Genomic DNA, 26,662 nt, shown 5'->3' on the forward strand with positions numbered 1-26,662 from the left:
GGCCGGCGGAACCCGCCCGGAGCTCCTCGAGGTGCCGTCGCCCGCCCCCTGTGCTGGCATTGCACCTGGGGGTACTCGCGCCGACCCGCGGCCGAAAGGGGCCACCGTGACATGGCAGGCTCAGCCGTCCCGCACGCCCGGGCAGGCGCGTGGCGCGCACATCGCCGTGGTCACCATTCCGCAGCCGGGCCATGTCCTGCCCACGCTCGCGGTCGTGAGCGAACTGGTGCGGCGCGGCCACCGCGTGACGTACGTGGCGAGCGAGGAGTTCGCCGGGCCGGTCCGTGAGGCCGGCGCGGATGTCTTCCTGCCCCTGGTGGGCCGCCCGCCGGTGGGTGCCATCCCGGACGGCGACCTGGAGGCCGGGGTGCTGCTGCTGGCCCGCCAGGCGGGCGAACTGGTACCGCGGTTGCTCGAGGCCTTCACCCGGGACACACCGGACGTGGTCCTCCATGACCTGCTGGCCTGGGGCGGGCAGGTGGCGGCGTACCGTATGGGTGTCCCGGCCGTGCAGCTCAACTGCAGTCACGCGCCGTACGCCGGCTGGGAAACCGAGATGTGCGGTGTCTCCTCGCTCCGGCAGGCCGCGTTCCACGACGCCTTCCGCTCACTGCTGAGCAGCAACGGTGTCGGCGCCGGCGTCGAGTCCTTCCTCACCGAACCGTCGTCCGGCGTGGTGTTCACGGTGAAGTCCTTCCAGCGGCGGCCCGAGACGGTCGGCGAGGCGCACACGTTCGTCGGGCCGGCGCTCGGACCGCGGAGCTTCCAGGGGGACTGGCACCGGCCCCGCACGGACCGGCCCCTGCTGGCGATCGCCATGGGCTCCTCCCCGGACGTCTCCCCTTCGTTCGTCGAGGCCTGCGTGGAAGCGTTCGAGCCGGTCGGCTGGGACGTGGTCATGGCGGTGGGGGACCGGATCGGTCCGCGGGACGGATCCGCGGTACCGGAGAACTTCCACCTCATGCGGCGCATCCCCCAACTGAGCGTCCTCTCCCGGGCCGGGGCCTTCATCGGGCACGGCGGGATGGGCAGCGTCATGGAGGCGATGTACCACGGGGTTCCGCTGGTGGTGGTCCCGCGGATGGCGGAGCAGATGGTCAACGCCCGCCAGGTCGAGCGACTCGGCCTCGGCCGCTGCCTCCCACCGCAGGGCCTGACCCCGGGGGCGCTTCGTGAAGCGTTCCTGGATGTGGTCTCCGACGACCGGATCGCGGCGCGGGTGCGGAGGATGCGGCAGGAAGTCCGGACCGCCGGTGGTGCGCGGGCGGCCGCGGACGTCGTGGAACGGGCGGTCAGGAACGGTCGGCCGACCTTGCCGCCTGCCGGCGCGTCGTGCGGAGCGGCGCGGGTGGCGCCTCACGGCGCCGGACTGCCAGACCCGCCTCTGCCTCGTGCACATTGATGACCAGGGAGCCGATCAGGTCGAGCAGCGCCGCCTCGATCTCCCCGGTCTGGTCCCGGCGCCTCGGGCCGTGCCGCCCGCCGGACGCGGCGTCCAGGTGGCGGTACAGAGCCCAGCGGGCCTCCAGCTGCTGCTCGAGTTCGTCCTCCGGCAGCTTCCGCAGAACGGCGAGGTCCAGCGGTGCCAGTGCTGACGCGGCGTCGGCGACGGTGACGGGGCGCGCCGTCCGGCTGGTGCGGCACCCTTCGTCGAAGTTCTCGTCTGCTGTCGCCTGAATTGCTGTCATGGGCGTGTCCCGGTTTCGATGGGGGCGCAGTCTTGCCACTACTGGTATGAGTGCAGGAACTGGAAATGCCCGCAAGAGACGTGAGGTATTGTCACCCTTTTGGAGGGGCGTACCGCGGGGCGCATGATGGGTTTGCGTCGGCCCGCGGTCTGTGGAACCGTGCGTCCGATCAGCGCAGCCGCCAAGCAGGTGCCTGAAGCAGGTCGCCGCGATCAGAAGGATATTCGTCCATATCCACATCGCACCAGACCACTTTTCCGCCCGTGCACAGTCTGTCGGCTCCCCATCTTCGGGTGCAGTACTGAATGATTTCCATTCCTCTTCCGCTCTCGGCGTACTCGTGGGCGGTGAGGTGCACCGGCAGACCGCGGTTGGTGTCGAGCACTTCGACCCGGATGTGGTCCATGAGCAGACGCACGGCCAGCTCGAAGTAGGCCCCCACACCGTTCCGGGAAGCCGGTTCGTGGGAGCCGGAATGCTGCACGGCGTTCGTGACCAGCTCGGACACCACGAGGAGCAGTCTGTCCGTCGCCGCGGAACCGACCTGCCAGGACGCCAGGGCCTCGTGTACCTGCCGCCGTGTGACGGACACCGACCTGGCTGTGCACGGCAACCTGAGAAGTATCGCCTCGGCGCCCTGATCGGCTAAGGACGTATTCAGCTGCGCGCATGTTCCCGGAATGCGGTGCAGGAAATCCAGGTATCGGCATGTTGCGCCGGAGGAAAGACAGGTCGGCTGGTCGACTTCTTCCACCATTGACCCCCTGGTGCGGTTATCCATGACGGGCAGTTAGACGCTACCCAGGGAGAAGGTGAGGGACGGGGGAATTCGGGATGTGATTGTGGGCGCAGGGAGCTCGGAGTGGTTAGTCGGATGGTCCGAATGCCCCTGTGCGCGCTCCACAGAGGGATGCGTTTGGGCGGTATCCGTTGACGGTGCCGTCCGTTGACCGGCTGTTGACGGGCATGCCGGTGGCCCGGCCGTCGGCCGGGCCACCGGTGGTGCTGTCGGCTAAGGGGTGTAGGTGAAGCCGCCCGTCACGCTCGTGCTTCCGGCGGGGGTGGTCACGACGACCGGGGCGTTACCGGCCGCTCCGGCAGGCGTCAGGCCGGCGACGAAGGTTCCGGTGGGGTCGACGACGATGTTGGTCGCGGGTGCGTTCCCGATGGTGACCGTGGCTCCGGTCAGGTTCGACCCGGTGATCACGAACGGCGTACCGCCCGCGGCCGGTCCGGTCGCCGGCAGGATGGTCGTGGCGGTCGGCGGCGTGGGGGCGACGTACGTGAAGCCTCCGGGGACGGTCACGCTGCCCGCCGGGGTGGTCACCTGGACCGTGGCGTTGCCCGCGGTCCCGGCAGGCGTCAGGCCGGTCAGCACCACTCCGCCGATGACGTTGACGTTGGTGGCGGGCACCCCGTTGAAGGTGACCGACGCACCCGTGAGGTTGGTGCCCACGATGGTGAACGGCGTACCACCGGTCGTCGGTCCGGTCGGCGGGGTGATACCGATGACGGTGGGCGGCGGCGGAACCGTCGGGGCGATGTAGGTGTAGTTCGCGGGCGAGCTGGTGCCGGCGGGCGTCGTGACGACGACCGGGACGTTGCCCGCGGCGTGCGCGGGCGCGGTGACGACGAGCAGGAAACCGAACGGGTCCTGGGACACGATGGTCGCGGGCGTACCGCCGAAGGTGACGGAGGTGGCTCCGGTGAGGTTGGCCCCGATGAGCAGCACCTGGTTCCCGCCGGTGGTGGGCCCGAAGCCCGGTACGGCGGCGAACAGGGTCGGCTGGGTGAGGACGGCGGGCAGGCCGGGCAGCAGATTCGCTGACATGAAGGTCTCCTGGAGGAGTTGTCGGTGGCTGATCCGCCCGATGGCGCGGTGTGCGTTCACACGGAAACAGGCCGCGTCGACCCCTGATCGCGAGCGACGGACAAGCCCTGTGACGCCGTCGGCTTTGCCAGAGGTGGGTCTGCTCACGGAAAGAACGGAGAGACACGCATCGGAACGGCTCGCTGAGTGAGAGTGGCCCTGGGAGCGGACCACCGTGTGGCCTGCTTGCCGCGTCAATGTGGGCACCACGACGCCGTAAGAGCTGGGCAGCTCCGCAGACCGGCGGACACTCGAGATGTCGCGCTGTCCGGCGCGGATGGGCTGCCCGCCGGTATTTCAGTGATACTTGGCATGTGGGCGCGCCGACAAGGCCCCTCCAGGGATGTCACTCGAACGGGGGAGCGTGCGCTACGGCAGAGCTTGACGGACCGGCTCGTCGTGCGAGCCGGTCCGTCGATGAACGACCGTCCTGGCCGTCTTGGCCGTCCCGGCCGTCCTGGCGGTCCTGACCGCCCCCGACCGTCACCGGCGGAACGTCTGGAGGCGCTCCTCGCCGATGCGTGACCTCGCCTCCGGATCGGTGATTCCCATCCCGGGCCGCGGGGCGAGGCACAGGACCCCGACTTTGCCGATGTGCTGGTTGGTCTGGACGGTGCGCACCGCCGCACCGACCTCGTCCAGGGTGTAGGTCCTGGACAGCGCGGGAACCAGGTGTCCGAGCGCGATCAGCCGGTTGACCTCCCACTGCTCGTGGAGGTTGGCACCGTGGCTTCCGATGATCTTCTTCAGCCGCATCCAGAGGTACCTGTTGTCGTAGAGGTGCTCGTAACCCGTGCTGGAGCCGCAGGTGATCACGGTGCCACCCCGTCTGGCGAGGAACACCGATGCCGCGAACGTCTTCTTGCCGACGTGCTCGAACACGATGTGCGGGTCCTCGCCGACTACGTCCCGAATGGCGCGACCCATTCTCTTCCAGCCCTCCGGCTGCTGCAGGAGGGTGGGGTCCCCCTCCTCGATGTCCGAGCGGTTGATGACGGCCTCGCACCCCAGAGATCTGAGAAGTTCCGCCTTCTCGGCGGAATTGACGACGCCGACGGGGATGCCGCCCCCGTTGAGGACGAGTTGGACGGCGTAGGCGCCCAGCCCACCGGTGGCACCCCAGACGAGGACGACGTCGCCCTGCTTCATCCGGGCTCCGCGCTCACTGACCAGCATGCGGTAGGCGGTGCTCGCGCACAGCGGGTTGGCCGCGGCCTCCTCCCAGCTCAGGGCGGCGGGCTTCGGCATCAACTGGCTGGCCCGCACGATCGCGTAGTGCGCCAGGCCGCCGAAGTTCGTCTCGAAACCCCAGGCCTTCTGGCCTTCGCCGAGCATCCCGTCCCGATGGGTGTCCGGATCCTGCTCGTCGACGTAGGCGGGTGAAATCACCACGTGATCACCCACGTTCCATCTGCGCACGGAGGAGCCGGTGCGGACGATGACGCCCGCCGCGTCGGACCCCACGATGTGGTACGGGAGATCGTGCCGGGCCTCCCATCCCCCCGCTTTCCCCATCTGCTTGAGGAACTGGAACGTGGGCACCGGCTCGAACATCGCCGTCCATACGGTGTTGTAGTTCACCGAGCTCGCCATGACGGCGACCAGGGCCTCGTCGGGTGCCAGTTCCGGCATGGGGACCTGGGTGACCGCGAGGGATTTCCGGACGTCCTTGTCCTCCACGGACTGGAAGGTGTCGATGTCCTCGGCCCGTACCGTGGCGGCGGGAAAGTACTCCGGCACGGGGAGGGACTCCAGGTCCGCGGCGCCGGCCTCTGCGATGACTGCTTCAGACATGGAGGACTGCATCAGGGGGCTCCCTCTGGCGGATGTCGCGGCGCACGCTCGACGGACGCCGGTCTTCTCTCGGAACAGATCTCTAGCAAGCCTCCGCCCGGTTGATGCCGCAACCGCAAAGCGCATCGAATTCCGCCGACAGCTCGCACGGACCCGGCCGCGAGTCCGCCGAAAGAGCGGAAGCTCAGGTCATTGACGTCCCGTAATCGCCGTTCCGGCGGTTTCACCCGGTCCGAAGGGAGTAGGCCCACAGGCCACCCGGCGCGTTCCGGCCCATAGTGGTGCCACGTGTCAGGGCTTCACCGGACCCGGCCGATCAGCGTGCCACGGGAAGAACACACGTGGCTGTACGCCCCTACCGGGCCCGTGCCAGTGGGCCCGATGGGTGACGTGCCACCGCGGCCGGGTGCCGGGAACCCGGTTGCTCCTTCTGCTGGTCGTGTCAGACCCGGGCGTGGCCCCGCACGGCGGGCTCGGGCGGAGTTCACCGTTCGGGGCCTGGCCGGCAGCGGACGCATCGTCACCCCCGCCGCGCTCGTCATGACAGTAGCGCGTGTCATTTCCCGCAACCTGTTGAACGAATAACTTCACTTTCTGCCGCCTTCCTCACGCCTTATGACTGCGCACGTGATAAGCCACACCGGTCTCGTCGAGCCGTGCCAGAATCCAGCCAGTATCAGTGGTTGTCGGGGGAGTGGTGATGGCCGGAATGACGCAGGCGAGAGCAATGATCATCGCGGCGGTCATCGGGGCGGTGGGCCTCCTTGTCGCGGGTCTCATCGCCCTGATCGGAAACAGTGGTTCCGAAGAAACCAATTCCTGCAAGAGCGATCAGGGGGCCACGCAGAATTGCGGCAAGAGCAATCGCATCAACATCAACACATCGTCAACGGAATCAGCGGCTGCCGGCGGCTCCGCTCGATGAACATAACGAATGGTTGAGCGGATCCATGAGTGCGAACGGAACGGGCGTGCGCGCCGTCGGGGGCCTGATCCTGACGGGAACGCTGCTCCTGGGAACCGGCGGCTGCGCCGAGCAGCACAACACCTGCAACAACACCACCAACTGCGGCAACCAGAACGCGGCCACGGAGCACTCCGCGGCGGCTGCCTCGCCGAAGTCCGTGGTCGACGCCGACGCGAAACCGGCGACTGAAGGCCCCCTGCGACTCAGTACGCACTGGCCGGCCTTACGGGACTGCGACGGTGCCACCTCCGTGGCCATGCCCGTCGGCGGACGGGCTCTGGACTCGTTCGCCCTGAAGCAGCAGGACTTCCGGACGGAAGTGACGCCGCACGGGGGCGGCGTCTGGGGTGCCGGGCACCTCTACCTGGACATCAGTGCCGAACAGGGCAAGACGGTCGTCGTGGACGACATCCGGCTGCAGTCCCGCGTCCCCGAACGCATCAAGCCGCCGGCCTGGGTCGCGCTGACCCAGGGAGGCTGCGGTGACGTCTACGGACGGTCCTTCGAGCTCGACCTCGACCGGCCCAAACTGACCGACAAGGGCGTGCAGGGCATGCCCCAGTCGGGCGATCCCACGGCCCCCGCCAACCCGCTCGGCCCTGCTTTCAAGGTCAACTCCGAGGATCCGGCCGTCGTGCGCATCGACACCCAGGCCTGCCGAGGCAACTACTCCTGGTCCCTGGTCATCGACTACTCCTACGACGGCAGGTCGTACAGCAAGGTCATCGGCCCGTTCAAGTCGATGGGCAAGGCCGACGCCCACACGGTCACGTACATCCCCGATCCCATGACCGGCAAGCCCGGAAAAACCCGACCCGCACCCGGGAAAGGGATCGGATGCGTGTGACGCCCGGGAAAGGTGCCGACGGTGAGAGCGGCCCATTGCGCGGCGCTGAGCGGAGCTGTACTCCTGACTCTCCTGACGGGCAGCGGATGCGTACAGAACGACAACCACTGCGTCAGAACCCGGAACTGCGGCAACAAGAACGCAGACGTCGACGGCAGCGCTGACGGCACTGGCGACGGCGGTGGCGGCGACGGCGGAGTAAAACGGAGCCCGCAGTCAGCCGCCCCCGGACATGACGGGACGGAGCGGAATCGGGCCGGCGCGATGTCCGTGGACGGGCGTTACCAGATGTTCGTCGCTCCGAGCACCTTCGTCGACCTGGACCGGCGGAGCGCGGTGGCGGATTCCGGAGACACCGCCGACAGCGAGTTCTACGTGACCGTGGCCGGGGAGTCCTTCCAGTTCGCCGACGCACAGGGTGGTCCGGGCACCGCCCAGGTCGAGTACGGCCTGATACGGCCCGACGACATCCCGAACTGCGCCGCCCGCACACCGACGAGCCCTTACGTCCCCCTCGCCGCCCTGCGAGACGGCACCGGACTCTGCGTCCACACCAGCGACGACCGCTGGGTCCTGGTGCAGCCGTCCACGAGCGACCCGTCGACCGGCGAGTGGATCGCGCTCGACATCAGCTACCTCACGTCGTCCTGACCGGCTCCCGGACGACCCGCCTTCGCTGCCGGAGCCCGGCGACGTACGGGCCCGACCCCTGGGAGCGGGCCCGCAGGACTGCGAACACCCGCCTCACACGGGACCGCCCGCAAGAAGAGCCCAAGGCGACGGCTCCCGCCTCGCCGTCCCGGAGGACGCTCAGTCGAGACAGAACTCGTTGCCCTCGACGTCCTGCATCACGATGCACGACTCGTTGTGCTCGTCGGCAAGCAGCACTTGCACCTGTGTCGCACCGAGCGCAACCAGTCGCGCGCACTCGGCCTCGAGCGCGGCGAGGCGTTCCTCACCCACGAGCCCGGTGCCGACCCGCACATCAAGATGCACCCGATTCTTGACGACCTTGCCCTCGGGGACGCGCTGGAAGTACAGCCGCGGACCCACCCCCGAGGGATCACCGCAGGCGAACGCCGCACCCTGCCGCTCAGGCGGCAGAGAGCGATCGAACTCGCCCCACGTGGCGAACCCTTCCGGCGGTGGCGGCACGACGTACCCCAGCACCTCGCACCAGAAGCGGGCGACGCGCTCGGGTTCCGCGCAGTCGAAGGTGACCTGAAACTTCTTGATCGACGACATCGGCGCACCATAGCAGGGGGGAGTCTGCTGCTCATCTCCCCCTGTGGGCAGGTGCGTTGCCGGAAAAATGGGTGGTGCCAGACCGTGGGGCGACGAGGCTGCCGTGCGCAGCGGGATCTCGGTTTCGAACCAGCCGTCGATGCCCATGCGAACCCCCACGCTCCGACCTGACCCGAGCCTGAGAAGCCCTCTCCATTGGTCCGGTGGCGCGCCTGAATGCAGGTGGTCTTGAGGGAGGGCTGTGCCGCATGATCATGCCATGACGAGTCCGGCCTCCTTCCGGGACCAGACCAACTGGTCCGGTGGCTACTACGAGCTGGCCATAGAGGTCGGTTCGAGTGACGATGCCCGAATTCAAGCCGTACTGAGTGCTCTGTGGTCCGCCGCGGACGTGCACGGGTGCTTCGGACGGAGAGATCGTGAACCTGAGGAGCAGGATCCCGTGCCCTGCACAGTCGGATCACTGACCGAGTTCGGGCATCTCCACGGTCAGGTCCGGCTGCCGACAGGCCAACTGGTCGTCTGCGGCTGTGTGGCGATCCGGGGCGGTGATGAAAGCAGCGACTGGCTGGACTTCTACGTCCCCGGCGGTGCGCTGGACAACGCCGGTCTGACCTACTGGGACGGTCGGCCCTTCTTCAGATCCGACGTGATGGACGACTGGCTGGCTGCCATCGGCAAGGAGACGTTCACCAGAGCGGACTTCAGCTTCGGGGGCGTCGGGTTCGAGGTCTCGGGCTGCTCGGACGCTGCAACCCTGGCAGGCCGGATGCCGCAGGAGCGAGCCATCGGATACCTGCTTCCCGTGGATGGCACCCTCCACTACGGGGCCGCCAACACCTGAGCGCCCGCGCAGCTCCTCCCGGACTCGGGTCTGTGGTAGCAGGTCCCGCTGCGTGCTGCGGTCCGTACCGGCTCGGCGGGATCGAGCCGGTCGGTCATGGACCTCCTGTACGCGAACCACTCACACCTGAGGGATCCGCACCTCTGGCTCCATGTGATTTCCTTCAGCCGAGCGGGCGGCCACGACCTGCTGAGCCTGGTTCTGCTCTCCGCGCCCGCAGCGGTGGTCCCATCGCCGTGGGCACCGGCACTCCACCATCGGTCGGCGGTCGGCGGTCTGCGGTCAACGACGATCATTCCGCCGATCCGGAGTTCCTGCGCTGGCTGGCATGGAAACGCGCCTTCTTCTGGCGATTTCCGCATGTGTTCATGTCGCACCATTTGCGGGTGCGGCTTTGACTGGTGTCGAAGAAGGCGGCTCGGCAGGTCGGTGATGCGCACAAGGCCAGTCTTCCGTCTCGCTCGCCCGCGATGATGCCGATCGCGTCGGCTGCGATCACGCCGAGGGCATCTTCCACGCAGGAAGCCGAGCCGAGCTGCCACCGCCGCTCACCCTCGGGCGTCAGGACGGCCGCGGCCCGCCCCTGAGCGCTGCAGTCATTGATGACTTGGACGGCGGACGCAGGGAGGGCGTCCTGGAGCGCGGCCGCTGTCGCGGCGGCGTGGATCGACTCTCTCAGTTCCCGGGCGCGGTCGAGCTGGGCAGGCGTGCAGGAGTCCACGGCGAGGCCGTTCACCGCCAGCCAGTCGACGAGTCGGTGCGGCGTGGGAATGCGCTCCACGGCGTCGCCGTGACGCTCCGACAGGGTCCCCGTGAAGCTGGTCGCCAGCACCTTGCCGAGGCGGAAGTCAGGGTACGCAGAACGCATGGAACCACCTTAGCCGGTTGCGGCGCGGCTCGGGAGCCTGCTAGAACCGTCTTAGCCGGTTCCGCGATGGCCAGGAGGTCTCATGCCCCGTCCGACCTGCGACGTGCAGGCATTCGAAGCCCACGCGACTGACGCCGACCTCGACGATCTGCGCGCGCGACTGGCCGCGGCGCGGCTGCCTGAGGCCGAGACGGTCCATCGCGCCGCGCCGGACCCCCGCCGATGGGACCAGGGCGTTCCTCTCGCCGACCTCGTCGAGGTCGTGGACTACTGGCGCACGGGCTACAACTGGCGGTCGTTCGAAGAGCGCATCAACCGCATCGGCCAGTTCCGCACGACCATTGACGGTCTGGGAATCCACTTCCTGCACCGCCGATCCGGGCGCGCGGATGCCACTCCTCTGCTCCTGACGCACGGCTGGCCGGGCAGCATCGCCGAGTTCGTCCACGTGGTGGACGGACTGACGGATCCGAACGACGCAGACGCGCCGGCGTTCCACGTCGTGATCCCGTCGCTACCGGGCTTCGGTTACAGCGACAAGCCGGCCACCACCGGGTGGGGAACCGAAAAGATCGCGGCCGCCTGGGTGGAACTGATGGGAAGGCTCGGCTACAGCAAGTTCGTGGCCCACGGCGGCGACTGGGGAGGTGTGATCACCACGGTCCTCGGCGGCAGGTTCCCGGAGCACGTTCTCGGCATCCACACGACGACCGCGCAGGCACCGCCCGGATTGCCGACGGACGGCCTGACGGCGACCGAGCGCTCATGGACCGAGGAAACCCGCGACTTCTGGCGCCACCGCGCGGCGTACGCGAAGCAGCAGGCGACCCGACCGCAGACCATCGGCTACTCGCTCGTCGACTCACCGGTCGGGCTTCTGGCCTGGATCCTCGACAAGTTCGCCGAGTGGTCGGACACCGAAGACAGCCCGTTCGAGACGATGTCCCGAGACCGCGTTCTTGACGACGTCACCCTGTACTGGCTGACGCGGACCGGCGCATCGGCGGCCCGCATCTACTTCGAAAGCCACAACTCGCTGGACCCCGAACTCCGGGTCGACGTCCCGTCAGCCGTCACCGTGTACCCCCGCGACATCGAGAAGTGTCCGCGCCCCTGGGCGCAGGAACGATACCGGCGGATCGTCCGATGGAGGTCACCCGGAAAAGGAGGGCACTTCCCGTCGCTGGAGGTTCCCGAGTACTTCGTCAAAGATCTGCAAGACGGCCTCGCGGCAGTGCTGGCCGCCAGTCGGTGAACGCGGCCGGCCGCGGGCATTCGATCGCGCGACGCGGGCGCCGTCCGGGCTGGAGCGGGGCGTAGACGAAAGCGCAGGCCCGGCCGAGAGCCGGGCCGCGCACGCCGCGCCTACGCCGCGCACCGAACGCCGACGACCGGTGGTGCGAGCCACTGATCCGCACGGCGACCTCGGAGGCCGAGCGCCGGGTTGAGACGATCCGGCCGTCGGAGCTGCCCGGACAGGTCCATTCCCGGGGCCTGGTGACGATCACTCGATCCCCAGGGGCCCAAAACCCAGGTCCTCACGCATGAGACGCCGCATCTCAGCCATGGCCGTGCGACGCCTTCTCACAAGGGACGCTTCCTCGGCGGAGCCGACTGCCGCCCCCCGGGCGTAAGCGTCGCGTATCGCGCGCAGGCCGTGAAACGCCTCGTTGCCCGCCGCTACGAGCTGCGGCGGGCCCACGAGCCGCCGCCGCCCAACAATTCCCGCGTTCCGCCGGGAGTATGGCGATAGCCTCGGCGCTGTCATCGCCCGGAGGGCAGGGGTGGGGGTAGGGGTATGCACGGTCAGGACTGGATCGAACGTGCGGGAGAGCTGTTCGAAGCGGCGATGTTCGGCGAAGACACGGCCGCGCTGGACCGCTCGGATGAGGTGCTGGACTCGGTCGAGGCGCCGCTTGCCATGGCGCGGGGCAAGGTGCTGCACGTCCGTTTCCTGAACGACCGCGAAGAGAACACCCAGGAACTGGTGCTGTTTGAGCGCGCGGCCGAGTTGTACGAGCGCCTGGGGGATGCCTCGGGTGAGGCGGACGCGTTGTTCTGGGTCGGCTGCTGGCACCAGGTGGTCAAGGGCGACGGTGTCGCCGGCAGGCCGTACTTCGAGCGGTCGTACGCGCTGGCGAAATCCGTCGACGACCGGATGACGATGTCCTATGCGATTCGGCATATCGGATTCGCCGACAAAGACGCAGGCCGCTTCGATCAGGCCCGCGAGCGGTTGACCGAATCGGTGACGCTGCGCCGTCAGATCGGCTTCAGGCCCGGGGAAGCAGCTGGCCTGGTGGCACTGGCGTACCTCGCGGCCGAAACCGGCGACCCGGCGGCGGCGTTCCACCACCTCGACGAGGCGCAGTCGGTTGCCGAGATCTGCGGTGCCAAGGCCGTGTTGGGATGGATCGAGCAAGCCCGCACGCACATCCGTTCCTAGGCCCTCAGGTCAGTCCAGGCCGCGCACGACGCGCTCATCGATGCACGCGTCGTCCTGCTGGATCTTGGTAGCGCATCCGAGTCTGGACAGGACGAGGACAGCGGTGCGTCCAGGGTGGCAAAGCGCATGGAGGGGTGCAGGCGGCGCGCCCGACTGATCATCGCAGGTGAGGCGTCGACGCCCGTGAGGTCGCCGAAGCCGTGCAGTTCGAGTTCCTTCATGATGCGGCCGTAGCCGCATCCGTAGTCGAGGATCGCGGCGTGCCTGCTGATCCCGTCGAGCCAGGGCAGATGGAGCGGGTGCGTGAACGTCTTGGTGGCCGCGGCGGCATCCCAGTAAGGAACCTGGCTGTCGAGGTCGGACATGGCGGATGCCTCCCCTGGGCGCTTGGCTGAAGCCGGTCATGCTGCCAGAGCGGCCGGGCGCTCGACGAGCCAGCCGCGTTCGAGCGGGCTCCGGCACGGACGAGGGCGACGAAGTGGGGTGCGTTCACCGCCCGCCACCGCTGCTGGGCGGACTCGACAAGCTTGCAGACCATGGCCAGGCGGCGGTTCGGGAGCCGGTGCCGGGGGTGACCTTGGTCCCTGGTGCCCCCGGCGGGATTCGAACCTGCGACACCCCAGCTTCCCAAGCTCATGGCGCAGGTTCGATTCCCGTCATCCGCTCTTCGGACGAAGCCTCAGATCGAGACCTGAGGCTTCCGTCGTTTGCGTGTCGCCGACCCGAGAGCACGCGTACCGCACGTCCCTGCGGCTCAGCTCACCGCCTGCTTCACGAGTGCGGCGATCCGCTCCTCCGCCTCAGGTGTCACCTCGGTCAGCGCGAAGCCGGCCGCCCACATCGTGCCGTCGTCCAGCTTCGCCTGGTCGCTGAACCCGAGCGTCGCGTACCGCGCCTTGAACTTCTCCGCGCTCTGGAAGAAGCAGACCACCTTGCCGTTCAACGCGTAGGAGGGCATCCCGTACCAGAGCTTCGGTGCGAGGGCCGGCGCGTTGGCCGTGACGACGGCATGGACGCGTTCGGCCATGACACGGTCCGAGTCCTGCATTTCGGCGATCTTCGCAAGCACGTCCCGCTCCGCCTCCGCCGCTTTCTCCGCAGCCGTGGCGCGCCGCGCGGCCTTCTTGAGCTCCTGCGCGTGGTCCTTCATCGCGGCCCGCTCCTCGGCCGAGAAGCCCTCGTGCCTGCCGCTTTCGGTGTTGCCCATGGTTACCCCCTCCTGCTTATCGGCACGGATCGTGCCGATCGAGACGGAATCCTGCGCGAAACCCTCGGCCATGTCAACGGCACGCGGCGTGCCGATATGCTGGGAGCATGTCCAACACTCCCGCCGCGCCGCGGCGCCGAGGCGCCGCCCGCACCGAGGAGCTGCTGCGGGCGACCCTCGATCTGGCCGCGGAGTCCGGCTATGCGGGCCTGAGCATCGAGGCGGTCAGCCGACGGGCAGGGGTCGGAAAACACACGATCTACCGGCGCTGGCCGTCCAAGGCGGCGCTGCTGCTCGACGCGCTCAACCATGTGTGGACCAGCGACCTGGACTACCGCGACACCGGGGACATCCGCGGGGATCTGCGCGAACAGTTCATCCGTTCCAGCTCGGCCCTCTCCCAACCGCCGATCGGCCCCATCTATCGCGCCGTCATCGCCGAGGCCCAAGCCGATTCCGCGCTGCGGGCGAGGCTGCACGAGCGCTTCCTCGCCACCGTCGAGCGGAGCACCCTCGACCGGATCACCCGTGCCCAGCGGACCGGTGAGCTGGTCGCGGACGCGAACCTGGAATTCGCCGCCGAGGTGCTGTGCGGCACCTTGTACTACCGCGGTCTGCTGTCGATCCGCCCCATCGACGAGACCGCGATCGACGGCTTGCTGGACATGTTCATGGCCGCCTACGGAAAAACCGGCACGTGACCGGTCAGGATTCGAGAAGCGCCGACCGCCGCACCGTCCCTAGCGTGAGGGCATGGCATCCATCGCATCCCTGACCCTCGAGGTGGCCGACGTCGAGGCCGCCGAACGCTTCTACACGGCCTTCGGTCTGCACGGCCGGTTCCACCTGCGGGCCTCCGAGGCACCCACCACCGGCTTCCGCGGCTACACACTGGCGCTCACGGTGTCCCAGCCCGCCGACGTCGACCGCCTGGCTGACGCCGCCCTCGATGCCGGCGCCACGCCGCTCAAGCGTCCGGCGAAGTCCCTGTGGGGCTACGGCGGCGTCGTCCAGGCGCCGGACGGGACGATCTGGAAGATCGCGACCTCGGCGAAGAAGAACACCGGCCCGGCCACCGGCCGGATCGACGAGCTCGTACTGCTGCTCGGAGTCGCCGACATGGCCGAGAGCAAGCGGTTCTACGTCGACCACGGCCTGACCGTGACGAAGAGCTTCGGTCGCATGTACGCCGAGTTCGCTTCCGGGCCGGGCCCCGTCAAACTGGCCCTGTACCGGCGCCACGCCCTCGCCAAGGAGCTGGGCGTCGCCCCCGCCGGCACCGGATCGCACCGCCTCGTCATCGGCGGCAGCACCACCGGAGACCTCACCGACCCGGACGGATTCACCTGGGAAGCCGCCGTAGCGGCAGACGCACGCTGAACCGACCGGCTCCAGCCGGGCGATCTCCACTTCCAGGGGGAGTCGGGCGGCATCCCCGCCGGATCCGTCATCCGCCCGAGCGCGGCGGACCGCTCGCGCCGAAGTGCCATCTCCGCAGGGATTCGCCTCGCCGCTCGGCAGGCGGGTGTACGACCTCCGGCACACCTGCCTGGCCAACTCACTCAACGACGGCATCCCGCCGGCGCAGGTAGCCGAGTGGGCGGGCAACAGCGTCCCCGTACTACGGCGATCTACGCCCGATGCATCTCGGGGCGGCTCGGTGACCTCAAACAGCTGATTTTGGCTCGCGGAGACCTCCCCGACCTGCCCGAGACCGGCTGACGGCCCCCGGAGAACTTCTCCGCGTATTCACCGCAGCCCCCCGCAGACCACCCGGTGGCAGCCGGACAGCGCCGGACCTTCCCGCGAGCACCGGGGAACGGTCCGGCGCTCTTCTGCTCGTGGCTGCACTCAGCCTGACCAGCAAAAACGCCCTCCCGAAGGAGGGCGGTGCAGGGGCGCCCCCGGCAGGACTCGAACCTGCGGCCAAGCGCTTAGAAGGCGCTTGAGCTGACCACCGGATGGGCGGGCCTGACCTGGCCGTTCTCGGACGCTGAGTTTGTACGTACGGCGGCTTCGACACGCATTCGACAGGTCCCGCTACCGCCCGACGCCAAGCCCCTTACCGCCTCGTCAGCTGGTCGCGCCATCAGGAGACGTAGAACTGAGCTGCTCCCGAGCGGTCGTGAGCGTACCGTCAGCCCGAACCATGGGGGTGGAAGCCTGTGCTGTACGCACACGAAGTGATCTTGAACGAACTCGCGCAGGGGCTCAGGCCGACGGCCGAGGGCGTTGAGTGGTTCGAGGGCCTCTCGGAGGATGACAGGCGCAAGGTCTTGCACACGCTAGTCCTGTTCTGCGGACAGGCCCGCGCTCGCGAGGACGACGTGCCGGAGAGCATCGCACGTTCCGGCATTCGCCCCACTCACACGCCGGCCGTGATGCTTACGAAGTGGCGCTTCGGGATGGCCCAGCTTCCGGGTTGTGAACTCACGAAGTCATTTCGCCTTCTCGTTGCCCTCTTCAGCATCGCCGATACCCGCAGGCGGACGCTGTACTGTGCCGAAGGGTGCAGTCACGCGTGGCACAACCTGCCGGATCTGCCGCTGGACGCAGATAGGTCTGCTAGCGGTTGACCGGGATCTCGTAGACGATCTCGCAGTGAGCGGCGGGCACCACGATGTCCGCCGTCTCCACGGGCCGCCCCTGGTCGCTGTAGTACGTCCGCCGGATGTGCGTGACGAGCGCTGCCTTTTGGACGCCCAGTAGCGACGCCTCCTCGGCGGTCGCCTGCCTCGGCTCGGGCTGCTCCACGGCGTGGCTGACGGTGACGCCGATCGCGGCCATGCGGTTCACGACGCCCGCCCCTGCGTGCGGCCCTCCCTCGGGGAGGACGACGAGAGTGCCAGCGGTGAGGTCGTACGGCTCCCAGCTCGTGGACAGCTGCACGGGCCTTCCGTCCGCCAGGAATTCGTACCCTGTCCGGACGCACAGGTCGCCCTCGGCGATGCCGAGCCGCGCCGCGATGTCCGCGGGAGCCGGCACCTTCGCCTCGGTCCGGCTCTCCCAATCGCCTTGCCTGCCCAACGCCTTCATGTCCGCCCGGAACGGCGACCCGTCGGGCCGCTCGCGCGCGGATGAACGTACGACGCGCACCCGCTGCCGGGGCTCGGCCACGTAGGTGCCCGACCCGGCGCGCCCCTCCAGCACACCCTGGGAGATCAGCAGCTCCTGAGCCCGGCGGACCACGTTCTCGCCCACGCCGTACTCCTGGCCGATCTGAGAGCGGGACGGCAGGCGGTCTCCCGGCTCCCATACGTGCTCCGTGATCCGCCGCCGGAGTTCGTCGGCGACGCGGAGGTAGGGCGGCTGCTCAGGCATATGGAAAATCTAGTCCACTAGCTCTAATCTAGTTAACTAGCTTCACTGAAAGTGATCGCCAGTGACGGAGGCTGCCCTGTGCCCGCTTCGGGAGTTAGCGCGGCGGCCATCGCTGCCCGGTTATCAGCCGTCGGGCTGCCCGCGCGCGTGGAGGAGCACGACCGGTGCACGTCGGTCGAAGCAGAGGTGCCTGACTCCCTCTCCGCCGAGTCATGGCGGGAGGTCCTGGAAGTGGTGGCGGAAGCCGATCGGTTCGGGCTCCTCGCCACCAGCCTGAACGGCCGCACCCTCTGGGCGGTCGTACGCAAAGCGGTCCCCACGACGGGCGATGTCGGGGGACCGAGCTATCAGCGATAGGAGCTGACCAGCGTGCTCAACCGTATCCGCCGTGCAGTCTCACTCACCAGAGCGCGGTATACCGCCAAGGGCAGGCACCGCCGCCCCTTAAGGCCTTCCAGGCCGCCGGCCGTCTCTGCGTTCCGCAAGTGCGCTGACGCGCAAACGGTCGTCCTGGACTGGGCTTCCGTCACCGCGAACCACCGACATCCGCTCGCAGGGGAGGACAACGCACTCGTCCGCCCATACGTGCTGGCTTGGGAGGAACGAGCACGACCGCGCGCGGTGGTGGTCGCTTCCCACCTGTCCACTGAAACCTGGTCGTGCCTCGCGGGGGTCCGCTGATGCCTCCTCGCCAACAGCCCCACATCGCCGATGTCTCGCCCGTCCCCTACCGGTCGACTGTCTGCCGTATCGGCACGCACCTTGCCTGCACGGAGTCCTCGCCGGTCTCCGCACCGATCGACCTGCCGGTCGTGTACGAGACGTGCGCCTGCCCATGTCACTCGACGCCCCACCACTTCACGCCCGCGGAGGTGGAGCAGTGAGCGCCTGGGCACTCGGCGGCGCGCTGGCGTCCAACGTCGAGATCACCGCGGCCACCGTGCAGCGTGGCGACGTCATCCAACTCGGCGGCAAGGCATGCCGGGTGAGCGACCTCTTCCAACTCCCGCAGGGGGCCAAGCAGCTCCTCTTCGAGTCGGGCGAGCTGCTGACCATACACGCGCGTACCCGGCTCGCCGCCGTTCGGATGATGAGAAGGCGGTGATCCGGTTCATGCCGTCACGACATCACGACATCACCGAGGATCTGCGGCAGCAGATCACGACCGGCCGCATCAAACCCGGCGAACGCCTGCCGTCTGAGGCCGTCCTCGCCGACCGATACGAGGTCAGTACGGTGACCCTGAGAAGAGCCCTCGCAGTCCTCCAGGGCGAAGGTCTCGTCGAGAAGATCCAAGGCAAAGGCAACTTCGTCCGCCGTCCACTCCGCAAGATCGTGTACATCGGTGGGTGGGGGACGCTGGATCCACGGACCGCCGCTGAAGCGGGCCTGCGCGTCACTGTCCGCACCACCACGGTGCAGGCTGACCGGCATCTGACGACCTTGCTGAAGGTGCCGACAGGCAGCCCTCTCGCCGAGTTCTTCGTGATCAGCCACGAGGGAGAGTCACCGCACGGTCTGGCCCGCATCTACATCCCGCGCGACCTGGCACCGGCCGGAGTGCTGAGCGACGACTCCTCATGGCAGGAGACGGCCACGCGATTCGCTGTCCTGAGCTCGCCGCCAGCAGCTGTCTGGGAGACGGTATGTGCCCGCGCACCGACACCGGATGAGGCATCGGCCCTCCGGCTGGGCTCTGCTGCGCCAGTCCTCGCGATCACCCGCGTCGCTACCGACACCACCGGGCGAGTCGTCGAGGCCGCGCTTCTGGCATTCCCGGGAGATCGCATCGACGCGGTCTTCGCCACCCACCACGTGACCGATGAGAGGCAGACGCAAGGATGACTGCACCGAACGAACTGCGGCTCCTCCCGTGGTCGGGGCCAGACGGCAAGCCCTGCTACCTGAACACCGACGACAAGGGCGGCTACATGTCCCGCCTGGCAGACAACATGGAGGCGGTGCAACTGGGAATGGCAGCCGAACTGCTGGACCAGGTTTCCGAAACCCTCAGCGAAGACTCTGCTCCCGAGGGCGTGCACCTCCTGGCGGCCAAGCTGACCGGATCTCTCCGGGACGTACTCCGCGTAGCGATCAGCCGCGGTCACCTCTTGGCGGCGAGCGAACGTCACCGCCCCTGAATGGGGACGGACGGCAGTGCCGGGGGTAGCCCTCCCGCCAGCACTCACAGGGAGAGAAGTCCTGACTAGGAATTGGGCTTCTCTCCACTGTTGCGTTCACCCCCACTGACCTCGGCCACGCTGCCGAAGTCTTCGACCCTGTCTGCGCTACTAGCTCTGACGGAGGGATGGCCATCCGATCTCCTCACCGGGCAACTGTATTTCAGCAAGGCCTAATTCTCGTCGGGCTGCGAGCAAGAATGCTTGCTGAACCGACCACAATGCTGTGAACGTCTCGGAGGGCAGGGCGTCTTCGGATCGCGTTGCACGCGTGGTGGCGATCTGTCGAACACTCCAAACGATATTGTTCGTTGCGCGCAATGTATCGGATGATTCACATACAAGGCGAACAGCCGTGGAGGCTGCCTCAAGTCGTTCCTTGTAAGGCCGCCCGATTTGGTCAAAGATAGGCATCAGCTCGCCAGGGAACCGCGGGTTCGGGACGGCAGCGATGTTGGCAGAGGGGTCCAGTACGAACGCCACATACTGCCGGTAGGCGGCCGTGAATTCTTTGTAGGCTGCAAGGCGAATGTCTCGCCACTGACGCGCGTGATCACGTCGCCACAAGCGATCTTGATTCCGAATCGATAACCAGCCCCCCCAGAACCACGCCAAGCAGTGCGACTACTGCCGTGATCGAAGTGTTCAAAACACTCATTGACGCCCCCCCGGCTGCGGCTGCGGCTCACCACGCTCAGTGTCGTGCAGGTCAATGAATCGACGCAGTCAACTGACCATACAAACCACGATGGTCGGCCCCATGACAACAGTGCCTGAACCCTCAGCTTGGGAAGCTGCGGGCATTTGCGGCCGGTTCGGGCGCTGACCTGCGCGAACGTTCACGGTGAGGCTTTGCCGGGCCAGACTGCTTTCACCGTGGTTCCCCGCTGTTCCCCGCCCGATCTGGTGCGCTTGTGGTGCGGGCGCATGGCGTGTATGGCTCTGCTCGCGAGGCGCATTGTCAGTGCCCATGGCTAGGGTCTCAGACGCGCGGTCGGCTTCCGAGGTGTCCAACTCTGTAGAGCAGCTGCATCCCCGGCTCTGTTGGGGGTGGCCCGGGCACGACCCGGGACCTAACCAACGATCGGGCTTCGTCGATGGCCAAGGAGAGACCTGCCAGCGCCGGCCGCGCACCGAGCAGCGCGCAGACGCACGCTTTCCAACTGTGTTGGTGGTCACGGGAGCTTTGGACGGGGCCGTTCACCTGCGTTCATGGGCGGCCGGTCGTCCGGGCGGCTATGGCCTCCGGTCCCATCTGAACGGCCGTGAACGGCGCCGAATGAGACGGAAACTGAGACGGACGGCGGGGCCGAGCTCGCTAGCGTCTTCGCTGTTGAAGGGAGAGGCATGGCACTGGTCCGCAAGGGATCACGACAGATCGTTGTAGACGGCACGGCCTACCGCTGGCGGCTGCGAGGCAGGCCGACGTACATCCAGGGCCTAGCCTGGTCGCCGTGCACGTTCGCGGTCGAGCATGCGGACACTCCAGGGACGACGCTCGTGGTCACCACCGACCAGCCGCATCCGAGTAACTGGATCGGTCGCAAGGCAGAGCCTCTACTGCCGTCGGGTGTTGCCGCGGCTGTGTGGGTTGCCCTGGGTGAGGGTTGGACTCCGACGGCTCCGGGCTCCGCGTTTCACCTCGACCAGTCCGCCGGCTTCACAGCCTCGCTTTGAGGCGGAAAGCACCGCTTTAGGAGAGCGGCTGGGTGATCTGCGGGCTGAGCTGCGACTTCGGCGGCCGAGGAAGCGAGCGGCTACTCGACCGCGGGGCACCGGTGTTGACCGTAGCTGACCCCTGCTTCTGGCACGGTTGTGGCACGGACCTCAGCCGACGACAGTCAGCCACGACGGCGGGGGCTCCCACAGACAAGGCGCGCGTATGCCTCGCTGTACCACCATCGGCCTCCACCACGCTGTCAATACCGTCGACCAGAGCAAGCTACGACGGTCGGAACGTGCTGATGGTGCCTGAGCCCTCAGCTTGGGAAGCTGCGGGCAAAGGATGCCCAGGAGCCAGCCCGTTGGACCACCGCCATGGCTCGGACTTGAGGAACATCAGCGGTACGGGCCTGGTGGTGCTTACGCGCCAGATTCGAAACTCCCATGGCCTCCCCGAGCCCCTCAGTCCGTCCGGTCAGTGCGGAAGCCGAGATGCAGGTGGGCGACCGTCGAGGGACAATGGAATGAGTTAGGGCACTTAGGTAGCTGCTTGCTCTTTCGTGAGGGGCCAGGTCTCACATGGCTGATCTGAGTCTTGCATCGACTGCTATATCGGCCGCTGTGGGGGCGGTTACTGCTCTCCTCGGCGCCGGGTGGAAGAATTACCTAGACTCTCGCCGCAAGATAGATGAAGACCTGCGGGATCGACGCGATAACGCGTACAAGGCTCTGTGGCCAACCATTATGGACTTTTCACACAGAGATGATGACCCAACCGACCCTAGCATTAGGCAACTCAGGCGCGATGTAGCGGATTGGTACTACAGCAACGGCGGCGGACTGTACCTGTCGCGCGGAAGCCAACGTTCGCTTCAGGCACTCATTGAAGCGATAGATGAATCGCTTGATGGCCAAGCAGGGGGGAAGGGTGACGGCAAAGATGCCAAGTCAGGAGCCGCGACCAAGAAAATGGATGAGAAAATCCAAGCGCTGCGAAAGTCGCTAACTGGCGACCTCCTCTCATATCGTTCGGGTCGTAACATCTTCTAGCGGAGCCAACGGAATTAATGGAAGGAGCCCAGCTGTGTCCGCTCCAGCAATTTCATCACCGGCTCTCCTGAATCTGGTCGTGCTAGACATAAGCATAAATGCAAAGAAGTGGAAAGCTGTTGTTCACGACTGGCACCCAAAAGCCAACGCTACCGAGTCTCTCCGGATTGACTGGATGGCTGAAGTCTGTGCACGCAGGCAAGAGAAGATGGCCGGCGGTGCCGTTTGCGCGTCGATCCCCGGTAACTACGCTTGCAGGGTAATTCAAACCGGTGACCTTAAAAATGGCGACCATATCATAAGATGGCAAGAGATGCCGCGCGGGGGCGTGGTTGTGCTCGTCTGTGTCCTGCCGCCAGGGTGGGTAATACAGCCTGGCGACGCTAAACTCACTCCTGCCGGCAGCAAATCACACGGCGGCCGATTTGCAGCGTACTGGATTTTGGAACCGACCGGCACTGCGATTGATCACTGGTGGCGTGCGAGTTCATCCAGGCGCCCGAATCCAAGGGCGCGGGAACTGAAAGCTGAAATGCATGAAGCTGCGTTCACGCTGGATTCATCCATACCTCAGCAGATAAAAGACCAGGCATCTGATCTTGGCATCATCACAGAGCACACATCTGAGGACAGTGAAGATACATAGCGGTTCCTCGCGACCGCCGCGCGAGTACCCGGCTCGTCATGATCAGGGCTCCTTGACTACGCTGGTCTGACGTCAACTTAGAGAAGAGTGCGCACTTGAAGCTGCGCGCCCTGCGCCGAGAAATGAGCGCGTTTCAGCAAACCCAAATCATTCGAGGGTCACCCGAAAACCATTGCGCAGCATCTGAATAAATGGACAGCAATTTGAACTTTTCCTGGCCTACTGCTGCCCTTGCGCTTCGCTCAACGGTGTCGGCCGACATTGTTGTTGACCAACGTTCTTTGATCAGGACAGAAAATGCTCGCGCGATGTCGTGCCCCGAGCAATATTCAGCCTGGTCGCTGATACGGCTTATCTCGGCTTGAAGAGCACTTTTAACATCTTGCGGGTCTGCTGAAGCCCTCTTTGAACGACCTATTGCTGTTGAAATAAGGAGGTCAATGTCGACCGTCAGGGTGGGTCTGTCGACAACCTCATGCAGCGGGAAATCCCGCATCCTTAGCTCAAGTCTGTCTCTCTCTGAAATGAAGCGTAGGACCCCAATGGGAAATGCCAATCTTACACAGGTCTCGCGAATGTCATCTTCCGAACATGTGGGTTGGCCAACACGATAACCGCCCTTTACGCAATAGCTGCTCGCCACCGAAACGTAGATGTCCGGCAGGAAGAATATACTCGAATCTAAATCATACTTATCCGTATGTACGATACGGGGGTCCTCAAGTTCTCCGGGAATCATCCCAAGCCAGTCCCGGTCCAGAATGGAGTAGACTCCCGAAAAGCCATCGGCAAATACCAATGCAAGGGCTTCATGTGCGGTCTTCTTCCCGTTGGCAGGAATCACTGTGAATCGATCTTGGGCGAGATGCCTATCGATCACGGCGATATCGCCGTCCCCTTCAACTACGAGGAAATTTCGTGCGTCGTTGGTCCGCTGCATGATCATTTCTGCATAAAGCTCTGCGCCAGTGAGCTCAGAAAACAAAGTGAACTCCCTAGTCCGCAGCCTCAGGCCCTAGCGAAACCATACGGCTGATCCACTTTCCTGCAATCTGGGGAGAGTGAGTTGCGACGACAGACCTAAACTTGACGAGACGCGCGATTCGCTGCAAGTCCTCGATGAATCTCTTCTGCCAGGAAACATGGAGAGAGATCTCGGGCTCGTCAATTAGTACGAGGGCGCCCGGTTGTACATTAAAGAGGAGATCGTAGAGGAGAACCAGCTCGTGCTGCTCGCCAGACGAGAGCATGGACAGTCCAAGTTCAGTTCCTTCCTCGCTCACTAGACGCAGCCCTCGACGGCGGTCGATTTCAAGCCGTTTGTAGAGAAACCGTGTATTCACAATCTCTTGCAGAAGGCTGACCTTTGCGAGAATTTCACTGAAGGTAGAAAGCTTTTTCTCCGTATCTTCTAGATAGGTCCATAGAACATTCCTCTGCCAAGGCTCCATCTTTTTGGGAATTTCAATCCGACCGACATTTTCATCGAGTAGTGAGATGGCGGATAGTGATTTGCGAAGTTCGTTCTGTTCTGAGTAGCGCTCTCGAATCTCCTCCTCGCTCGGATATTCAGTGTGTGCTTGCAGTACTCGCCGAGGATATGTCCTGTCGAGTTCTTGGGATGTGCGCGAATTCTCGGCCAAGGCTTCGGCTAGCCGTCTAGTCAAATCTAGTGCAAAGGCTTCCACTTTACTTACCGAAGGCGTTCGTGTAGTGCCTCGTCGGTATTCGCTGGGATCGGGGTCATTCAGAGTCAAAAGCCGCTGTGTCTCAATGAGATGGACTTCATTCTCGCTGAGGAATCCGAGAATTCGAGAGTCTACTTTCCCTCCGCCTGTGCGCAGTGCTCTTGTAGGAAGTCGTTCGGAGTACTTGTGAACCAGCTCAAGCGAAGAAATGGTGTAGCCGGCCGAGGTGAGCCATGTATCAGGACCGACGGGTTCCAAATCCAAAACCCGAGAGGCCCAGTCACGGAATCGTGGAGAAGCTAGTTCTTCGCTATCGAATCCAGCTGTAGACGTGACCTCTTGTCCATCTGGGAGCCGCAAGCGGAAAATCAATCGTTGTATCTGCTTCTCAAGCTCTTCCCCCAGAGGTAGGGTTTCTTGAAGCGCCTTTGAGACTTCGAACTGCGTTCCGTCCGAATATGTCAACCGAACGTCACTGAAAGGTGTTCGGTGAATACTGGGAATTCGAAGATTTCCAGACAGGGACTGGATGAGCTCTAGAAGCATGGTCTTTCCTACCCCGTTCGGGCCATGCAAGATAATGAATTCATCCGATTCTGGAAAAATGATTTCGTGGTCGAAGCGTCCGAGTAGGCCGCGTACCTGGACGCCTGTCAGTTGCCGTGTAACCGTCATCGGCCCGCTCTCGCTCGACTTAGCAGAAAGGTGACGTTCATCCTAGACGAGCTACATCATGCGGGAGGTGGTTATCGCCGATTGGTTGGTGAGATCTTCGGGCCGTCGTCGTCCAGGGCGGTGGCTAAAGCCGTGGAGCCGACCGTCCCCAGCCACGACGTACCCCTTCTCTGGCATCAGGCGACTGATTGCCTCAGCGCGGCACGGGCGGCGGCCGGGCTGGAGCGGGGCGGAGACAGGAGCGCAGGCCCGGCCGGGGGCCGGGCCGCGCGCGGGGAGCGGAGCGAGCCGCACTTGATGAAGGAGAGAAGGTTTTATCCCGCTGGGATGAGGCGCTTGCCGTCGTGGCTGCGTACGTGGGGACCGTTGCCGTCCAAGGCGTCCAAGAGTCGGACTGCGAAGACCTCGGACATGCGCTCGGTGACCTCGTCGGGCGTGAGCCAGGAGACGGCCGTGGACTCGCTGGAGGTGCGTTCGGTGCCGCCGGAGGGCTTGCAGCGGAAGACCAGGGCGACGATGCCGCGGGTCAGGTTCTTGTAGACGCCGGTGAGTTCGTCTACCTCGACGTGGATGCCTGTCTCCTCCAGGACCTCGCGGGCTACGCCGGCCTCGGGGGTCTCGGTGAGTTCGAGGATGCCGCCGGGGAGTTCCCAGGTGCCGTTGTCGGCTCGGCGGATCGCCAGGAGGCGGCCATCCTCGCGCACCACCACTCCGGCCACGGACACGGAGTGCAGGGGAGACGGGGTCGCTTCCTGTGGTTGACTCATGTAGAGGAGCATAGGAGGCAGAGAAGGACTATGGGAACTGCGGCAGGAGGGGGCGGGTCCGGGCCTCGGTACGTGCAGATCGCGGACGAGATCGTGCAGCAGATCCGGGCGGGGGTTCTCAAGCCTGGCGACATGGTGCCGAGTGAGTCTGAGCTGGTGGAGCGCTATGGCGTGTCCGGCGGGACGATCCGCAAGGCCATGGTCGAGGTGCGGGCGAGTGGGCTGGTCGAGACCCGGCACGGCAAGGGCTCGATCGTGAAGAACCGGCCTCCCGTGCGGCACCGTTCCTCCGATCGCTTCCGGCGCTCGCTCCGGCAGGGCGGGCAGGCGGCCTACCTTGCGGAGTCCGCGCAGTCCGGTGCGACTGCCAAGGTCAGCGTTCTCTACATCGGGCCCATGGAGGCGCCCGAGGATGCCGCCCGGCGACTGGGTGTCCCGGTCGGCTCGCAGGTGCTGGCTCGCCGGCGCCTCTACTTCCGTAACGGCACCCCGGTCGAGACCGCGACCTCGTACCTGCCCTGGGACGTCGTGAAGGAGATCCCGGAGCTGTTCTCCGAGAACCCCGGCGGCGGGGGTATCTACGCCCGACTCGAGGACCACGGGCATGAGTTCGCGGAGTTCGTCGAGACGTTGCAGGCGCGGCCGGCCTCGAAGGCGGAAGCTTCGGAGCTGGCGCTGACCCCGGGTGCGCCGGTGGTTCACCTGGTCCGGGAAGCTCGTACGACCGCGGGTCTCGTGGTCGAGGTGTGCGACACGCTCATGGCCGCTGACCAGTTCGTTTTCGAGTACCGGATCCCTGCCGCCGACTGACGCCCGCTCAACTTCCCGCAGCCCGTCGCGAGTTCTTCTTCGTGGCGGGTTGACTCATGTATAGGAGTGAGGCACTCTTCTTGCTGT

Annotated in this window: 30 protein-coding genes, 1 tRNA gene and 1 pseudogene; 18 read left to right on the plus strand and 14 right to left on the minus strand. The window is 65.9% G+C overall.

The window, feature by feature from the left end; genetic code table 11:
- The first annotated feature begins 106 nt into the window (after window positions 1–106).
- Window positions 107–1,402, plus strand: a complete 1,296-nt coding sequence (locus ACWC21_RS00060) for a macrolide family glycosyltransferase (protein WP_450876408.1) — start codon at window positions 107–109, stop codon at window positions 1,400–1,402.
- On the opposite strand, the gene ACWC21_RS00065 is transcribed toward ACWC21_RS00060, so the two are convergent.
- From ACWC21_RS00065 to ccrA, 4 genes are all read right to left on the minus strand, one after another.
- A complete protein-coding gene (locus ACWC21_RS00065) occupies window positions 1,293–1,688 on the minus strand; it encodes a hypothetical protein (protein WP_450876410.1) in 396 nt (131 codons plus the stop codon). The genes ACWC21_RS00060 and ACWC21_RS00065 overlap by 110 nt on opposite strands.
- A gap of 169 nt (window positions 1,689–1,857) precedes the next feature.
- Window positions 1,858–2,469 (minus strand): ATP-binding protein, encoded by a 612-nt coding sequence (locus ACWC21_RS00070; protein WP_450876412.1) that lies wholly within the window; start codon window positions 2,467–2,469, stop codon window positions 1,858–1,860.
- A gap of 231 nt (window positions 2,470–2,700) precedes the next feature.
- Complete coding sequence (locus tag ACWC21_RS00075) at window positions 2,701–3,519, minus strand: IPT/TIG domain-containing protein (RefSeq protein WP_450876414.1); 819 nt, start codon at window positions 3,517–3,519, stop codon at window positions 2,701–2,703.
- 522 nt (window positions 3,520–4,041) lie between these two features.
- On the minus strand, window positions 4,042–5,352 hold the full coding sequence (ccrA, locus tag ACWC21_RS00080) for a crotonyl-CoA carboxylase/reductase (RefSeq protein ID WP_450876416.1): 1,311 nt from the start codon (window positions 5,350–5,352) through the stop codon (window positions 4,042–4,044).
- A gap of 700 nt (window positions 5,353–6,052) precedes the next feature.
- Here ccrA and ACWC21_RS00085 point away from each other — a divergent pair.
- The 3 genes from ACWC21_RS00085 to ACWC21_RS00095 all read left to right on the plus strand — a co-directional run bounded on the left by ACWC21_RS00085 (window position 6,053) and on the right by ACWC21_RS00095 (window position 7,817).
- Window positions 6,053–6,277 (plus strand): hypothetical protein, encoded by a 225-nt coding sequence (locus tag ACWC21_RS00085; RefSeq protein WP_450876418.1) that lies wholly within the window; start codon window positions 6,053–6,055, stop codon window positions 6,275–6,277.
- 25 nt (window positions 6,278–6,302) lie between these two features.
- Window positions 6,303–7,166, plus strand: a complete 864-nt coding sequence (locus ACWC21_RS00090) for a hypothetical protein (protein ID WP_450876420.1) — start codon at window positions 6,303–6,305, stop codon at window positions 7,164–7,166.
- 264 nt (window positions 7,167–7,430) lie between these two features.
- Window positions 7,431–7,817: a hypothetical protein gene (locus ACWC21_RS00095; RefSeq protein WP_450876422.1), complete on the plus strand. Its 387-nt coding sequence runs from the start codon at window positions 7,431–7,433 to the stop codon at window positions 7,815–7,817.
- A gap of 159 nt (window positions 7,818–7,976) precedes the next feature.
- Here the strand turns inward: ACWC21_RS00095 and ACWC21_RS00100 are convergent, their stop codons facing one another.
- Complete coding sequence (locus tag ACWC21_RS00100) at window positions 7,977–8,411, minus strand: VOC family protein (protein ID WP_450876997.1); 435 nt, start codon at window positions 8,409–8,411, stop codon at window positions 7,977–7,979.
- Window positions 8,412–8,670: 259 nt separating this feature from the next.
- On the opposite strand from ACWC21_RS00100, the gene ACWC21_RS00105 reads away from it, so the two are divergent.
- Window positions 8,671–9,255: a hypothetical protein gene (locus tag ACWC21_RS00105; RefSeq protein ID WP_450876423.1), complete on the plus strand. Its 585-nt coding sequence runs from the start codon at window positions 8,671–8,673 to the stop codon at window positions 9,253–9,255.
- 292 nt (window positions 9,256–9,547) lie between these two features.
- Here the strand turns inward: ACWC21_RS00105 and ACWC21_RS00110 are convergent, their stop codons facing one another.
- Window positions 9,548–10,123 (minus strand): CGNR zinc finger domain-containing protein, encoded by a 576-nt coding sequence (locus ACWC21_RS00110; RefSeq protein ID WP_450876425.1) that lies wholly within the window; start codon window positions 10,121–10,123, stop codon window positions 9,548–9,550.
- A gap of 82 nt (window positions 10,124–10,205) precedes the next feature.
- On the opposite strand from ACWC21_RS00110, the gene ACWC21_RS00115 reads away from it, so the two are divergent.
- Window positions 10,206–11,378, plus strand: coding sequence for an epoxide hydrolase family protein (locus ACWC21_RS00115; protein WP_450876427.1), 1,173 nt, complete (start codon window positions 10,206–10,208; stop codon window positions 11,376–11,378).
- A gap of 543 nt (window positions 11,379–11,921) precedes the next feature.
- Window positions 11,922–12,569: a tetratricopeptide repeat protein gene (locus ACWC21_RS00120; RefSeq protein ID WP_450876428.1), complete on the plus strand. Its 648-nt coding sequence runs from the start codon at window positions 11,922–11,924 to the stop codon at window positions 12,567–12,569.
- Here ACWC21_RS00120 and ACWC21_RS00125 read toward each other — a convergent pair.
- The 3 genes and pseudogenes from ACWC21_RS00125 to ACWC21_RS00135 form a co-directional block, all read right to left on the minus strand.
- The gene (locus tag ACWC21_RS00125) at window positions 12,566–12,934 is read right to left on the minus strand and encodes a class I SAM-dependent methyltransferase (protein ID WP_450876430.1); all 369 of its coding nucleotides are present in this window, start codon (window positions 12,932–12,934) and stop codon (window positions 12,566–12,568) included. The two genes, ACWC21_RS00120 and ACWC21_RS00125, sit on opposite strands and share 4 nt — an antisense overlap.
- Before the next feature lie 36 nt (window positions 12,935–12,970).
- A pseudogene (locus ACWC21_RS00130) lies at window positions 12,971–13,151 on the minus strand (IS256 family transposase); the annotation flags it as partial.
- Between the two features lie 172 nt (window positions 13,152–13,323).
- Entirely contained in the window at window positions 13,324–13,776 is a 453-nt protein-coding gene (locus ACWC21_RS00135; RefSeq protein WP_450876432.1) for an iron chaperone, read from the minus strand.
- Window positions 13,777–13,883: 107 nt separating this feature from the next.
- On the opposite strand from ACWC21_RS00135, the gene ACWC21_RS00140 reads away from it, so the two are divergent.
- Both ACWC21_RS00140 and ACWC21_RS00145 read left to right on the plus strand, forming a co-directional pair.
- Window positions 13,884–14,477 (plus strand): TetR/AcrR family transcriptional regulator, encoded by a 594-nt coding sequence (locus tag ACWC21_RS00140; protein WP_450876434.1) that lies wholly within the window; start codon window positions 13,884–13,886, stop codon window positions 14,475–14,477.
- A gap of 52 nt (window positions 14,478–14,529) precedes the next feature.
- Window positions 14,530–15,156, plus strand: a complete 627-nt coding sequence (locus ACWC21_RS00145) for a glyoxalase (protein WP_450876436.1) — start codon at window positions 14,530–14,532, stop codon at window positions 15,154–15,156.
- 519 nt (window positions 15,157–15,675) lie between these two features.
- Here ACWC21_RS00145 and ACWC21_RS00150 read toward each other — a convergent pair.
- A tRNA-Arg gene (locus ACWC21_RS00150) sits at window positions 15,676–15,747 on the minus strand.
- A 212-nt stretch (window positions 15,748–15,959) separates the two neighbouring features.
- Between ACWC21_RS00150 and ACWC21_RS00155 the strand changes: the two genes are divergently transcribed.
- Window positions 15,960–16,352: a DUF5958 family protein gene (locus tag ACWC21_RS00155; protein ID WP_450876438.1), complete on the plus strand. Its 393-nt coding sequence runs from the start codon at window positions 15,960–15,962 to the stop codon at window positions 16,350–16,352.
- Here ACWC21_RS00155 and ACWC21_RS00160 read toward each other — a convergent pair.
- Window positions 16,342–17,097: a GntR family transcriptional regulator gene (locus tag ACWC21_RS00160; protein WP_450876440.1), complete on the minus strand. Its 756-nt coding sequence runs from the start codon at window positions 17,095–17,097 to the stop codon at window positions 16,342–16,344. The genes ACWC21_RS00155 and ACWC21_RS00160 overlap by 11 nt on opposite strands.
- A 78-nt stretch (window positions 17,098–17,175) precedes the next feature.
- On the opposite strand from ACWC21_RS00160, the gene ACWC21_RS00165 reads away from it, so the two are divergent.
- From ACWC21_RS00165 to ACWC21_RS00195, 7 genes are all read left to right on the plus strand, one after another.
- Complete coding sequence (locus ACWC21_RS00165) at window positions 17,176–17,454, plus strand: hypothetical protein (protein WP_450876999.1); 279 nt, start codon at window positions 17,176–17,178, stop codon at window positions 17,452–17,454.
- Between the two features lie 523 nt (window positions 17,455–17,977).
- Window positions 17,978–18,202, plus strand: a complete 225-nt coding sequence (locus ACWC21_RS00170; protein ID WP_397658898.1) for a hypothetical protein — start codon at window positions 17,978–17,980, stop codon at window positions 18,200–18,202.
- 8 nt (window positions 18,203–18,210) lie between these two features.
- Window positions 18,211–18,942 carry a GntR family transcriptional regulator gene (locus ACWC21_RS00175; RefSeq protein WP_450877001.1) on the plus strand — a complete coding sequence of 244 codons (732 nt, stop codon included), beginning with the start codon at window positions 18,211–18,213 and terminating at the stop codon, window positions 18,940–18,942.
- Window positions 18,939–19,238 carry a hypothetical protein gene (locus tag ACWC21_RS00180; protein ID WP_450876442.1) on the plus strand — a complete coding sequence of 100 codons (300 nt, stop codon included), beginning with the start codon at window positions 18,939–18,941 and terminating at the stop codon, window positions 19,236–19,238. The genes ACWC21_RS00175 and ACWC21_RS00180 overlap by 4 nt, the downstream gene beginning before the upstream one ends.
- A 1,386-nt stretch (window positions 19,239–20,624) precedes the next feature.
- Complete coding sequence (locus tag ACWC21_RS00185; RefSeq protein ID WP_450876444.1) at window positions 20,625–20,954, plus strand: hypothetical protein; 330 nt, start codon at window positions 20,625–20,627, stop codon at window positions 20,952–20,954.
- 564 nt (window positions 20,955–21,518) lie between these two features.
- Complete coding sequence (locus ACWC21_RS00190) at window positions 21,519–21,989, plus strand: hypothetical protein (protein ID WP_450876446.1); 471 nt, start codon at window positions 21,519–21,521, stop codon at window positions 21,987–21,989.
- Window positions 21,990–22,023: 34 nt separating this feature from the next.
- Window positions 22,024–22,635 carry a hypothetical protein gene (locus ACWC21_RS00195; protein WP_450876448.1) on the plus strand — a complete coding sequence of 204 codons (612 nt, stop codon included), beginning with the start codon at window positions 22,024–22,026 and terminating at the stop codon, window positions 22,633–22,635.
- Window positions 22,636–22,768: 133 nt separating this feature from the next.
- Here ACWC21_RS00195 and ACWC21_RS00200 read toward each other — a convergent pair whose 3' ends face one another.
- From ACWC21_RS00200 to ACWC21_RS00210, 3 genes are all read right to left on the minus strand, one after another.
- A complete protein-coding gene (locus ACWC21_RS00200; RefSeq protein ID WP_450876450.1) occupies window positions 22,769–23,620 on the minus strand; it encodes a hypothetical protein in 852 nt (283 codons plus the stop codon).
- A gap of 10 nt (window positions 23,621–23,630) precedes the next feature.
- The gene (locus ACWC21_RS00205; protein WP_450876452.1) at window positions 23,631–24,998 is read right to left on the minus strand and encodes an AAA family ATPase; all 1,368 of its coding nucleotides are present in this window, start codon (window positions 24,996–24,998) and stop codon (window positions 23,631–23,633) included.
- Window positions 24,999–25,312: 314 nt separating this feature from the next.
- Entirely contained in the window at window positions 25,313–25,777 is a 465-nt protein-coding gene (locus ACWC21_RS00210; protein ID WP_450876454.1) for an NUDIX hydrolase, read from the minus strand.
- 18 nt (window positions 25,778–25,795) lie between these two features.
- Between ACWC21_RS00210 and ACWC21_RS00215 the strand changes: the two genes are divergently transcribed.
- Complete coding sequence (locus tag ACWC21_RS00215) at window positions 25,796–26,575, plus strand: GntR family transcriptional regulator (protein WP_450876456.1); 780 nt, start codon at window positions 25,796–25,798, stop codon at window positions 26,573–26,575.
- The last annotated feature ends 87 nt before the right edge of the window (window positions 26,576–26,662 follow it).

Source organism: Streptomyces sp. NPDC001348 (assembly GCF_053597535.1).